This is a genomic window from Aliinostoc maniaoense (assembly GCF_058172895.1).
The window spans coordinates 20,604-33,723 of sequence record NZ_CP187952.1 but is presented as its reverse complement, the minus strand read 5'-3'; the positions used below and the strand labels follow the sequence as shown (position 1 = coordinate 33,723).

The window sequence follows — 13,120 nt, the reverse complement described above, 5'->3', positions numbered from 1 at the left end:
AATTTTAAATTAAATTTCTAACTCACTTCGACTGTCATCACCTTAGTTTTGAACTCAACAGTTTCTATTAAATCTGATATTTAAGCATTTGCAAGCATCATAAGACATAATTAAATTTTTTTGATAATTTTTAAATTAAGATTTCTCTTAACATACTGATGATTTAAAAAAAATATAACCCTTGAAAGGTGTTTATTTTATGCAAATTTTGTATAAATAAAAAGTGTTTGAGTTCATAATAAGAAAATATGAATAGTACACAAGCTACTCTGAGAGATGAAGTAAGGCAACTTGCCGAGGAAGCCTTTCACTTGAAACTGATTTCTGGCTATGGAGATGGCCCAGATGCCAATGAATACCAAATTGTCTACCAAGGGAAACCCAGACATCTGCCACTAGAACAAGCCCGTTTGTTCTTAATGAACCTCATCTATAGAAGCCAGATTCATTAACTGGTTATCCAAGATAAAAAACAAGTTTAAATGTTTCATACTTTTTCACAATCTTGATGTCAGTAATACCAATGATCTGTGAAGTTGCGCTATATTCCTGTAGCCGTAATTGATTAATTACTCTTGCTACAATCACAAAAATTTAATGATTGCATCTTCATACAGACATGGCATAAGTCACTTTTTTAACAGATGATTTCCTAGGAAATCATCTGTTAAAAATAGGTAGGGATACTGAAAATAAAAGTCAGATATACTCTCAGCGAAATTTTCTCTATAAGATCATCTCTTAATTGGTGAAGTATTGCCTATGCTATTAGGTAGATATTTGGAATATTTTGGAAAAGTAATCTAATTTTTTAATCTATCAAGCGAATGATTTTATATTCATAAATGTCATGCTTTATTGAAATTACACAGGAATTAATTAGTATCAGGAATATCAAAATGACGGCAAGTGAAAGTCAACGTCAGTTGGTAATTATTGGTGGAGCAGAAGACAAAGATGGAGACTCTCAGATACTACGGGAGTTTGTGCGCCGTGCTGGCGGTATTAAAGCCAATATTGTCATTATGACAGCCGCAACAGAACTACCCAGAGACGTAGGAGACAATTACATCAGAGTATTTGAGCGATTAGGTGCGGAGAAGGTGCGGATAATAGATACCGAAACCCGTGAAGACGCATCTTCATCAACTGCCTTAGAAGCGATCGCCAAAGCAACTGGTATATTTTTTACTGGTGGAGATCAAGCCCGGATTATCAGCATTCTCAAAGACACAGAAATTGATGCTGCTATTCACAAACGCTTTTCTGAAGGTGCAGTAGTGGGGGGTACAAGTGCAGGCGCGGCCGTCATGCCAGATAAAATGATTGTAGAAGGTGATGGAGAAACCAATCCCCGTCTAGAAACAGTAGAAATGGGGGTAGGGTTAGCTTTTTTACCTGGAGTAGTCATTGACCAACATTTTTCTGAGCGTGGACGCTTAGGACGTTTGATTACAGCCTTGATGCAAGAACCAGCAACATTAGGCTTTGGTATAGACGAAAATACAGCGATGGTCATCACTGATAACGAAGTAGAAATAGTTGGTGCAGGTTCAGTCACAATAGTAGATGACTCAGAAACCACACATAGCAATGTGGATATGATTTTAAAAGATGAGCCATTAGCAATCTGTGGAGCAAAACTACATATACTACCTCACGGGTACAAATTTGATTTACAAACCCGTAAACCTATCTTAGATCGACCTTCTCCAGTGTCCGTACCACTTGCTACCACAACATAACTTTGATTTTTTCCCACTCCCCACAACTGGATGGCTGTGATATGATAATAGACTGCTGCATACATTTAGAAAAAATCGCATTCAATTAATCATGGCTCTGACGCAACAGCGCAAACAAGAAATCATCTCTAGCTACCAAGTTCACGAAACAGACACCGGTTCTGCTGATGTTCAAATTGCAATGCTGACAGCACGTATTAACCGCCTCAGCGAACATCTTCAAGCAAATAAAAAAGACCATTCTTCCCGGCGAGGACTATTAAAACTTATTGGTCAACGCAAACGCCTGCTAGCATATGTCCAAGAAGATAGCCGGGAAAAATATCAAGCTTTGATTGGTCGCTTAGGTATTCGTGGATAGGAACTAGGATATATGCCTGCTGAAGAATCTGAACGCAGTCGGTTGCCATTTGAACCAAAAACAAAACGCCAAAAACCTGTAAAAGCAAAGAATAATTCCCAAATAAAATCAAAAGAACCCGAAAAACAAGACAAACAGCAGCCACCCTTTACTAAAGAAGAAATGGCTATTCCCCAAGTGGTTAGTCAGCGCATGATTCGGCGAGTAGCTGCATTTTGTGGTATTCCCACAGCTTCGGGTATTGCCGTTTTAGTAGCCAGTTATCTGCTAGCTACCTACTCCGATATCAAACTAGCTCCCATAGCTGTATTACTGGCAAATATGGGATTGTTTGGATTAGGTGTGTTAGGTATTACCTATGGTGTTCTTTCTGCCTCCTGGGACGAAGATAGAGTTGGTAGTCTACTAGGTTTTGGTGAATTTAGAACCAATTGGGGACGAATGGTAGAAGGTTGGCGGGAAACTCGGCAGAAAAAAGCATAAAATTACTAGTTGTAATTTTGAGTAAATTTTTAGCAATGTTGGAGTTTACATATAACAACTTCAACATTTCTATATAAAAATTTATATGTAACAGCTAAACCCACTAAGCACCAGTAAATGACTGAGTGCTGTTTTTGTTTGTAAATTATTCTTGTTGAATTAGGTGTTTTTGTAAAGCCACAGCAACAGCTTGAGCGCGATCGCCTACTTCTAATTTATGTAAAATAGCATGAACATGAACCCTGACTGTTCCTGGTGTAATGTAGAGGATTTCTGCTATTTGCTGATTAGTTTTTCCCTGTGCTAATAACTCTAAAATTTCTTGTTCGCGCTGGGTGAGAGGATTGGCAATTTGTGAGAAGTTTGAGTCAGGCTGTAAAGAATTACCCCCAAAAGAAGAGCGAATTTCTTGAGTTGCTGTTTCATCCCACCAAGATGCACCAGTTGCCACTGAACGCAATGCTAATATTAATTTATCCGCCGGAATGCCTTTTAAACAATAGCCTTGTGCGCCAGCTTCAATCAACTTGGCAATGAGAGATTTTTGGGAATGAGATGTGAGTATTAATACAGGTAAACGGGGATTTTGTTGTTTGATGAGGCGACAGGCTTCAATTCCACCAATTCCCGGTAATCCTACATCTAAAAGCACCACATCCAAAGGATATTGTTTGGTTAATTCCATTGCTGTTTCCCCATCTTCAGCTTCGGCGATAATCTCAAATAAACTGTCTTGTTGCAAACGCACACGCAAACCTAAGCGAAATAATTCATCATCTTCAACTAACAGGATTTTGATGGTGGTAGAAGACATGAGGGAATGGGGTTAAGGGAATAGGGAGTGGAACAAGGGGACAAGGGAGACAAGGGAGACAAGGGAGGCATTACTTATTACTCATTACTTATTACTCATTACTCATTACTCATTACTCACTGGGAGAACGGGTAACTTAAAACTAAAGATTGCTCCAGTTGGTGTTCTGTTCTCTGCCCAGATTATACCGCCATGTGCCTCAATGATTTGGCGAGATAGGTAAAGTCCTAATCCAGAACCTTTGGCTTGTCTGTCGCTATGTCCTTGATAAAATTGCTCGAATAAGTAGGGAAAGTTTTCTGGTGAAATCCCTGCACCTGTATCTAAAATTTTCACGACTTGATGAGAGGCTTGTGTTTCTAAGATTACCTCAACGCGATCGCCTCGGCGAGAATGGTTAATGGCGTTCACTAACAAGTTACTGAAGACCCTTTGTAATTGTAGGGCATCGCCGTTTACCCATAGCGATCGCCGAAAATCGGAATCGCCATAATTTAACGATAAATGCACACGACGATTAGCTGCTAATTGCGTCAAAGTTAATAAAACTTCTTGTGCCAAGCAAGTTAAATCTACAGGTGCTAAATTGAGTTGTAACCCTTCAGTATCATTGCGATAGATATCTAATAAAGTTTCTAATAGTTGCAAAGATGTTTCATGGCTACGCGCCATTGTCGCTAATACTTGCTGTTGAGTTGGTGAAACTGCGCCAAATTGCTCTTTCTGAAAGGCTTTGATAGTTTCAATTGCTCCTAACAGTGGTGTTTTCAAATCATGGGTAAGTGTAGAAGCAAAATCTTCCCGTAATCTTGCTAATTTCTCTTGTGATTCTAACTTGGTTTTGGTGAGAGCGATCGCCTCTTGTGTCCGCCGTAATCTTTGGCTTAAAAACCCCGTCACGATTAACGCCATTACAGCAATTAAACGACTAGCAACTGTAGGAAATTTAATGATTTCGTTTCCAGGTATCCACACATTTAATATAGTCAGGAAAACAGCCGCCAATGTTGCTTGCAATGTAGCCTTTTCCCCAAACCAGGAATTTACTAATAGAATTGCTCCACTATATAAATATCCAAATACATAGTCGCTAGGAGTAGAATATTCTAAAAATCCTAATACTATAAATATTACCAAAATTATGAAAAATTTGGTGTATTCTATTTTATTTGATATTATATTACGTCTGGCATTGAGCATTTATCTAACAACCTGTTGATCAAGCATACATCTAAGCAGAATACTAACTTTTTAACTTAGACTCCTATTTAACTACAATATAATTATTAAATTAAGTAGGGTGTGTTCCGGCTGTGTGAGAATTTAGGCGTGTGAGTAAATGATATATAGCCGTAACGCACCGAATGATCGTGGTGCGTTACGCGTTGCTTTAACGCACCCTACAGATTTCAGGTTGACTTTAACAGTATAGATACTAAATAACGAAATATTCTAGCCAGTAGGTTGGGTTGAGCAAAGCGAAACCCAAAATAGATATCGGTGTTGGGTTTCCTAACGTCAACCCAACCTACATCTAATACACTATTTTAGCCTTGCCACGCCACTACAGATTTCAACTTTACTTTAACAGTATAGATATTAAATAACGAAATATTCTAGTGTTTAGATAATATATAAACGCACTAAACACTAAATAAACATCTATTTATATCTTCTATACCTTGTTTTTATTCAACAAAACTTTCATCATATAAATTAATAAAACTAAAAATAGAGTCAGTCTCTATCCAGGGAAAGATGCTGTTATGGCATTAGGTTTAATTAGTGTAAAAGTGCAGATAAATAATTGCTGGTGTGGTATGTCTTTAACTCATATCAAGCTTCCACCTAAATGCTGTTTAATAGGTCTGGTTAGAAATGATCAAATCATCTTAGCGAGTGCAGAACCTACTATTTACTGTGGTGACGAATTGTTGGGTTTGACATTAAGTTCAACTCAATTACCAGCATTAAAGTTTTTACTACAGAAACCACATCCAATTTACTACTCATTTAATGAGTGTTTGCTAAATAATTCTAATATTCTTGTCAGGAGTTAGCAAAATTCATGCTGGAAGGATGGATACAAATAGCTTTGACCTTAATTATCGTCATTGTTATCACTCCCTTGTTTGGGAGATATATGGCGCGCGTTTATATGGGAGAAAGAACGCTGCTTGATCCCGTACTCAATCCCGTGGAAAGGCTGATTTATGCCTTAATTGGTGTGCGTTTACAACAAGAAATGACGGGAAAACAATATGCTACAGCCGTAGTGTATAGCAATTTGATGATGGGAATTTTGGTATTTTCCATCTTGATGTTGCAAGGGATACTTCCCCTCAATCCTACAGGTTTGGGTATGCCCAGTTGGGATTTAGCATTGCACACAACTATATCTTTTCTCACCAACACAGACCAACAACACTATTCTGGGGAAACAACCTTTAGCTACGCCAGCCAGATGTTTGCATTAGGTTTTCTGATGTTTACCTCAGCAGCAACAGGTTTAGCCGTGGGAATAGCGTTTATCCGTGGCTTAACTGGTAGACCTTTAGGACATTTTTATGTTGATTTAACTAAATCAATTACACGGATATTGCTACCTTTATCGATTGTGGGCGGCTTATTATTAATTGCGGCAGGTGTACCGGAAACCTTAGCAGGAGTCGCAACAGCCAATACTTTAGAAGGTGCAACCCAGGCGATCGCGCGCGGCCCTGTCGCTCATTATGAGATTATTAAAGAATTAGGAGAAAATGGCGGCGGTTTTTTTGGCATCAACTCCGCCCATCCCTTAGAAAATCCTAATGGTTTCTCTAACCTCTTAGAGACTGTCGCCATGATGGCCATACCTACAGCATTAATTTACACCTACGGCATATTTGCAAACAACCGCAAACAAGCATGGTTAATTTACTGGATGGTATTCGTGATATTTGTGGTCTTGATTGCGATCGCCGCCATAGGAGAATATCAAGGTAATCCCCAAGTTAATGCCCTGTTAGGTTCACAACAACCCAACTTAGAAGGTAAAGAAGTCCGTTTTGGTTGGGCGCAAACCGTCTTATGGGCAGTCACCACCACCGCCACCATGTGCGGCGCAGTCAACGGAATGCACGATTCCTTAATGCCTCCCGGTGGGTTCGTCACCTTATTTAATATGTTCTTACAGATTATTTGGGGAGGACAAGGCACAGGAACAGCCTACCTATTTATCTACTTAATTTTGGCAGTTTTTCTCACCGGCTTAATGGTAGGACGCACACCAGAATTTTTAGGACGCAAAATCGAGAAACCAGAAATCATCCTCGCCAGCGTCGTCTTATTAGTCCATCCCTTCGCCATCTTAATTCCTTGGGCAATAGTATTTGCCTTTCCCGACACCCTCGGCGGTATCAGCAACCCCGGCTTTCACGGTGTATCCCAAGTAGTTTATGAATACACCTCCGCCGCCGCCAACAACGGTTCAGGCTTTGAAGGACTAGGCGACAACACCCTGTGGTGGAATCTCACCACCAGCCTCAGCATCTTAGCCGGACGCTACATCCCCATCATCGCCCTACTACTGCTAGCAGACAGTATATCCCGCAAACAACCAGTCCCCATCACCACCGGCACACTCAGAACCGACACCAAACTATTCACCACAGTCACCGCCGGCGTAATTTTAATTCTCGGTGCATTAACCTTCTTCCCCGTACTAGTCCTAGGCCCCATAGCCGAAGCCTTCTCACTCACTCCTTAAAACTCCGCGCCCCTCCGCGTTTATCTCCGCGCCCCTCTGCGTTAAAAAAATGAAAACCAAACCCCGCCAACAACGCAAACATACACCCAAACCCAAAACCACCGGACTCTACAGCCGAGCCTTCAAACAAGCATTTATCAAACTAGACCCCCGCCATCTCCTAAAAAACCCCGTAATGTTCCTAGTGTGGGTAGGCACAATTATCACAGCACTAGTTACAATAGAACCCAACCTATTCGGTAACACCCCCGGTAACAACCCCCGACTATTTAACGGTCTAATCACCATAATATTGTTCTGCACCATCCTCTTTGCCAACTTCGCCGAAGCCGTAGCCGAAGGAAGAGGTAAAGCCCAAGCCGACACCTTACGCGCCACCAAATCTGATACTACCGCCCGTAAACTACTGCCCGATGGCACAATACAAGAAGTCAGTTCTACTAGTTTACGTCGTGGCGACCAAATTAAAGCGATCGCTGGTGATATCATCCCCGCCGATGGCGAAGTCATTGCGGGAATTGCTTCCGTAGATGAATCTGCCATTACCGGAGAATCAGCACCAGTATTAAAAGAACCAGGAACAGACATGGCGAGTTCCGTCACTGGAGGAACACGCATCATCTCCGATGAACTAGTTATTCGTGTGAGTTCCGACCCCGGCCAAGGTTTTATCGACCGCATGATTTCCCTGGTAGAAGGTGCAGCCCGCACGAAAACACCGAATGAAATCGCCTTGACGGTATTATTAGCAGTTTTAACTCAGGTCTTTTTAGTGGTGATTGCCACCTTACCCACCGTCTCAATTTACGTAAAATCACCTGTAAGTATTGCCGTTTTAATTGCCTTATTAGTAGCACTAATTCCGACAACTATCGGCGGATTATTAAGTGCAATTGGAATTGCCGGGATGGATAGAGTTGCCCAATTTAACGTCATCGCCACCTCTGGACGTGCTGTCGAAGCCTGTGGCGATATTAATACCTTAGTATTAGATAAAACCGGGACGATTACTTTAGGAAATCGCTTGGCAGAAGAATTTATTCCTGTTAACGGTCATTCTTTAGATGATGTAGCCAAAATAGCCTTAGCATCGAGCGTTTTTGATGAAACCCCAGAAGGTAAATCTATTATCAAACTGGCAGAAAAATTAGGAGCAAAATTAAATTTTAACCCCAAGGAAGCAGCAGGAATTGAATTTTCTGCCAAAACGCGGATGAGTGGCACTGACTTACCTAACGGGGTAGAAATTCGTAAAGGTGCAGTAGATGCTATTAAAGGATTTGTGCGTTCGAGAAATGGGCAAATTACCCCGGAGTTAGATGTAGCTTACGAGCGAGTTTCTAAATTAGGCGGAACTCCCTTAGCTGTGTGTCAAGATGGTGATATCTATGGCGTAATTTATCTCAAAGATATTATTAAAACTGGGATTAAAGAAAGATTTGACCAAATGCGGCGCATGGGAATTAAAACCATCATGCTCACAGGAGATAACCGCATTACTGCCTCGGTAATTGCTCAAGAAGCAGGAGTAGATGACTTTATTGCCGAAGCCACACCAGAAGATAAAATCGAAGTAATTAGGAACGAACAAGCCCAAGGTAAATTAGTCGCCATGACTGGTGATGGAACTAACGATGCTCCAGCACTCGCTCAAGCAAATGTCGGTGTAGCAATGAACTCCGGCACACAAGCAGCAAAGGAAGCAGCTAATATGGTGGACTTAGATTCTGACCCCACTAAGTTAATTGATATCGTCACAATTGGTAAACAATTATTGATTACTCGTGGGGCATTAACAACTTTTTCGATTGCTAACGATGTGGCTAAATATTTTGCCATTATCCCCGCCATATTTTCGGGAATTGGTGTGAGTAGTTTAAACATTATGGGTTTAGCTAGTACCCAATCTGCCGTTTTATCAGCATTAATTTATAACGCCTTGATTATTCCTGCTTTAATTCCTTTGGCGTTAACTGGCGTAAAATTTCAACCCTTAACTGCTGACCAACTTTTACAGCGTAATATCTTTATTTATGGTCTTGGTGGTGTAATTGCACCTTTTATTGCCATCAAGATTATTGATGTTGTCATTGCATCTGTTGGTTTAGCTTAATTTAATTGCGAATTTTGAATCATGAAATATTTACTCCCACAAGATACTCTAGAAATACTTGGATTCATCAGCGCAAAACGTCACAGAATACCCCTGACTATATTTCTCATCATGTGTTTTAATGTGTTGCTTGCACCAATCGTAGCAGCAGCAACACCAGGAGAAATATCACACTGGCAAGTTTACACTATTAGTCTTTTAGGATTAGTGACTTTTGCCCTTTGTATTTATTTATTCGTCGTGATTTTACAACCAGAGAGATTTTAACATGAGCCAGATACGTCAAATTAGTAAAGCGATTCGTTCTACTTTGATATTGTGGATAATAACCGCATTTATTTATCCGTTTTTTATGCTGTTATGTGGACAAACATTATTTCCCTTGCAAGCTAACGCTAGTTTAATTACTAATTCTCAAGGGACAGTAATTGGTTCAGCATTAATTGGTCAACCTTTTACGACTGAAAAATATTTTTGGAGTCGTCCTAGCACTACTAATTACAGCACAGCCAACCCACAAAATGATCAAGCGGGAATCTTAAAAACTGGAGTTTCTGGTGCGAGTAATTTAGCTCCTAGCAACCCAGCATTATTAGAACGTATTCAAGGAGAATTGACACGTTTACAAAATGCTAAATTCCAACCAACCGCCGATTTAATCTATACTTCTAGTTCTAGCCTTGATCCTCACATTACACCAACAGCAGCTAAGGCACAAATTGCACGAGTTGGCAAAGCGCGGAATATTCAACCCAAGCAATTAGAAACTTTAATTACTCAAAATACTGATGGTCGTTTTTTAGGAATTTTTGGCGAACCTGGGGTAAATGTGTTGAAATTGAATTTAGCTTTAGATGTTTTAAAGCCTGTGAATCCACAATAGAAGCCTAATTTTTACTTAGAAAAACTTGAAAAAAACAAACTATATTCAGCAATGTAAAAATACTAGGATTCAGTTCGTAGTAAGGACTTTAGTCCTTTTTTAATAACTAAAGTTCTAACTACAAACCTTTAATTATTTACCCTGTTCTATTTACTACCCATTCGCCAAGATAATTGACAAATAGTACCATGAGGAGAAAGAGACGATCGCTGAAATTTTCCGTGTAGTTGTCGTGCTAAATTAGTACACTGTTGTGTTCCTCTGCCTTGTTTAGCACAATTCACTCCTGAGCCATCGTCAATAACGCTCAAAGTGTAACAACCGTCAGATAAAGTATAAGTCACTTGTAGGCGAGTTGCACCAACAGCGTGCTTACCAACATTACACAAAGCTTCCTCTAAAAATCTGCAAATTCCGCGCTTTTGTTCGATGGTTAAGTATCCCTCATCTAGAGGTTCAAAGCTGCGAATTTTCACGCGAATATGTTTAAAACAAGGGAAATTTCGCTCTAAAGTATAACTATAAACTTGATAAAGCAGATCATGTAGAGGTTCTTGTAAATTTAAAACCAGATTATTACCTAAATAAAGTCTCGTATCTTCTTCTAAAGATTCCTGCTGTAAATATTCATAGATGCCTCTTAATTCGTGGTTGAGGTTTTCTAGTTCTTTTTCTATTTCGGGGAGTAATTCTTGTGTAGATTTATCTTCACCTCGTATTAGTTGCAAGACTTTAGCCAGACTTTGTAAAGGGCCATTATGAATTGTTTCAAATGTGCTTTCTATAATAGCCTGACGAATTTTTACTCCTGAACTTAATGCTTGTTCATATTGATATAAAGCAGTGAGTTCCATACCATTAATAATCAAGACTAAAATGGCGGGAATCAGTGGTAGCCACCATCCACAAATTAAGCAGACATAAGTAATTAGGATTAAAGCCAAACTCACTAAAATTACAACTGTCAAATTGTTGAGAGGAGATTTAGTCAGTCTAGCAATAGCAATGCCGCCTACACCCCAAGTAAAAATCCAGATATACTCCCAGTGATCATCCCAGGTGTTTAATAATGGTCTACCATCAAGGATATAACTAATAATTTGACTAACCGCATGGGCTGAAATTTCTACTCTAGAGACTCCCTCAGAGGCGGTTTGTGTCGGTGGAATAGCCGCAGTAGTTATAAAATCTTCATGGCTAGGTGCAGTGATGCCAATAATCACGATGCGATCGCGTATCCATTCAGGATTTACTTTACCACTTTTAACATCATTCGCCGCTACAGTGCGAAATCTGGCGCGACTACTGCGAAAATTGAGTAATAACTGTAATCCCTCACTATTAGTGCGGATATATCCCCCAGAATCGGGGAAAATGCGGGGTAATCCTATTTTACCAAATCTTATGGCGGCGCGATCGCTAAAGTTATTTTCTAAGAAAATCTGATCATGGGCTAAATAATCAGATGCTAACCTCACAGAAAAAGATAACTTGTAGCCATCAGATGTGGAAGTACGTAATAAAATCCGTCTTAATTTACCATCAATATCAATAATTTGGTCAGAAAAACCAATTTTTTCGGCAGGTAAATTTGTAGGTGGTGGGATAATTTCTGTTAAAATTTTTTCACTAGCAATTATATTGTGAGATGCTTGTAAAATCTCTGCTACTTTACTATTACTAGATTTTATAGGTAAAGTTTGATCAATATCTAAGCCGATAATTCTAGGTTGATATGTCTGCAACTTTAATAACAGTGTAGCTAAATTGCGGTCTGCAATGCGAGATTGTATTTGATTATTATGATCAATATTAATGTCATCTTCATTAATACCTACAATGAGAATTCTTTCATCAATAGATTCTGGTGGACGTACCCGCAGCAAATAATCAAATGCTAGCCATTCTAAAGACTGAATTAAACCGAGGGTACGCGCTAATATTACTAGTCCAATAACTGCACATCCTGGTAATATTCCCACACGCCATATAGCAATTTCTGCTTTAATTCGATGCCAAAGTCCAGGAGGCATAAGTTAATTCTCCAGTCTTTAGTGATAAGTAGTTATCAATTAGGGGGAGGGAGCAGGGGGGCAGGGAGCAGGGGAGCAGGGGGAGACAAGGGAGACAAGGAAGACAAGGGAGACAAGGGAGAAATATTTCCCCAATGCTCCATGCCCCATTCCCAATGCCCTATGCCCTATGCCCAATTCCCAATACTTAATCAATTAATCCTTCTGCCCTAGCCCTCATTTCCGTTTGAATGCGGATATTTTTACCCTGATCTGGATAGATGTCTAACGCATCTTGCAGCTTACTCCAGTAATGACGTACCATGCGTTCAGAGATAGACATTTTTTCAGCGATCGCTTTATCTTGTAAGCCTTCATCAAATGCTAAATTTAAGACCTTTAACCACTCTGGTTTAATTTCTAATCCTACATGAATACCTTTGATATCTTTGGTATGAGTTAAACCTTGTAATGCCCAATCTACTCTAGTTAACATTTCTTGAGCCGAAAGACTCTTATCCGCAACAGTAAAACCTCCTTTATGAGTATCAATTTCTGGTTTAATTCGGACTAAGGTTCTGATGTGTGCGCTTTGAACTACAATATTCACATCGGGATAGTTTTTGATCAATGTTCTGAGCAATTGCACCCCCGTATCAGGCCTGGCTGTTAGTCCCATATTTTTGGGAATAGATAGATCCATAACTATCAAATCAGGTTGCAAAATACTTACTTGTTCTAGTGTCTGATCAGCGTTAATAGTAGTGATGATTTCTGCATCTAAATAATTTCTTCGTAATAATTCTACTGTTCCACTTAAAACAGATTCATGATCATCAATGACTAAAATTTTCAGGAGTGCTGTTTCAGTTAATGTTGGTTTCATAATTCACACCCTGCTCATTGATTATAGTGTTTATTTCAGGCTTTTAAAGACAATTTTCAGATGTAACTAGTGAAA

General features: G+C 39.6%; 13 protein-coding genes. 9 read left to right on the top strand and 4 right to left on the bottom strand.

Features of this window, described 5'->3' with window-relative positions; translation table 11 throughout:
• Positions 1-248: 248 nt before the first annotated feature.
• From ACPZ3T_RS00150 to ACPZ3T_RS00135, 4 genes are all read left to right on the top strand, one after another.
• Positions 249-452, top strand: a complete 204-nt coding sequence (locus tag ACPZ3T_RS00150) for a hypothetical protein (RefSeq protein WP_490272980.1) — start codon at positions 249-251, stop codon at positions 450-452.
• 447 nt (positions 453-899) lie between these two features.
• Positions 900-1,745 (top strand): cyanophycinase, encoded by an 846-nt coding sequence (locus ACPZ3T_RS00145; RefSeq protein ID WP_490272979.1) that lies wholly within the window; start codon positions 900-902, stop codon positions 1,743-1,745.
• A 91-nt stretch (positions 1,746-1,836) separates the two neighbouring features.
• Complete coding sequence (rpsO, locus tag ACPZ3T_RS00140; RefSeq protein ID WP_103137058.1) at positions 1,837-2,106, top strand: 30S ribosomal protein S15; 270 nt, start codon at positions 1,837-1,839, stop codon at positions 2,104-2,106.
• Positions 2,107-2,118: 12 nt separating this feature from the next.
• Positions 2,119-2,589, top strand: a complete 471-nt coding sequence (locus ACPZ3T_RS00135; protein ID WP_490272978.1) for a PAM68 family protein — start codon at positions 2,119-2,121, stop codon at positions 2,587-2,589.
• Between the two features lie 145 nt (positions 2,590-2,734).
• Here ACPZ3T_RS00135 and ACPZ3T_RS00130 read toward each other — a convergent pair whose 3' ends face one another.
• Entirely contained in the window at positions 2,735-3,403 is a 669-nt protein-coding gene (locus ACPZ3T_RS00130) for a response regulator transcription factor (RefSeq protein ID WP_490272977.1), read from the bottom strand.
• 105 nt (positions 3,404-3,508) lie between these two features.
• A complete protein-coding gene (locus ACPZ3T_RS00125; protein ID WP_490272976.1) occupies positions 3,509-4,603 on the bottom strand; it encodes a sensor histidine kinase in 1,095 nt (364 codons plus the stop codon).
• Positions 4,604-5,471: 868 nt separating this feature from the next.
• On the opposite strand from ACPZ3T_RS00125, the gene kdpA reads away from it, so the two are divergent.
• From kdpA to kdpC, 4 genes are read left to right on the top strand one after another with little or no spacing between them, the layout of a single operon-like run.
• A complete protein-coding gene (gene kdpA, locus ACPZ3T_RS00120) occupies positions 5,472-7,151 on the top strand; it encodes a potassium-transporting ATPase subunit KdpA (RefSeq protein WP_490272975.1) in 1,680 nt (559 codons plus the stop codon).
• A 49-nt stretch (positions 7,152-7,200) separates the two neighbouring features.
• Positions 7,201-9,264, top strand: coding sequence for a potassium-transporting ATPase subunit KdpB (kdpB, locus tag ACPZ3T_RS00115; RefSeq protein WP_490272974.1), 2,064 nt, complete (start codon positions 7,201-7,203; stop codon positions 9,262-9,264).
• Positions 9,265-9,285: 21 nt separating this feature from the next.
• Complete coding sequence (kdpF, locus tag ACPZ3T_RS00110) at positions 9,286-9,531, top strand: K(+)-transporting ATPase subunit F (protein ID WP_490272973.1); 246 nt, start codon at positions 9,286-9,288, stop codon at positions 9,529-9,531.
• 1 nt (position 9,532) lies between these two features.
• Positions 9,533-10,147, top strand: coding sequence for a K(+)-transporting ATPase subunit C (gene kdpC, locus ACPZ3T_RS00105; protein ID WP_490272972.1), 615 nt, complete (start codon positions 9,533-9,535; stop codon positions 10,145-10,147).
• Positions 10,148-10,293: 146 nt separating this feature from the next.
• Here the strand turns inward: kdpC and ACPZ3T_RS00100 are convergent, their stop codons facing one another.
• Positions 10,294-12,180: a CHASE2 domain-containing protein gene (locus tag ACPZ3T_RS00100; protein ID WP_490272971.1), complete on the bottom strand. Its 1,887-nt coding sequence runs from the start codon at positions 12,178-12,180 to the stop codon at positions 10,294-10,296.
• On the opposite strand from ACPZ3T_RS00100, the gene ACPZ3T_RS00095 reads away from it, so the two are divergent.
• Positions 12,160-12,393 (top strand): hypothetical protein, encoded by a 234-nt coding sequence (locus ACPZ3T_RS00095; protein ID WP_490272970.1) that lies wholly within the window; start codon positions 12,160-12,162, stop codon positions 12,391-12,393. The genes ACPZ3T_RS00100 and ACPZ3T_RS00095 overlap by 21 nt on opposite strands.
• Here the strand turns inward: ACPZ3T_RS00095 and ACPZ3T_RS00090 are convergent.
• Positions 12,368-13,045, bottom strand: coding sequence for a response regulator (locus tag ACPZ3T_RS00090; protein WP_490272969.1), 678 nt, complete (start codon positions 13,043-13,045; stop codon positions 12,368-12,370). The genes ACPZ3T_RS00095 and ACPZ3T_RS00090 overlap by 26 nt on opposite strands.
• Positions 13,046-13,120 lie beyond the last annotated feature (75 nt).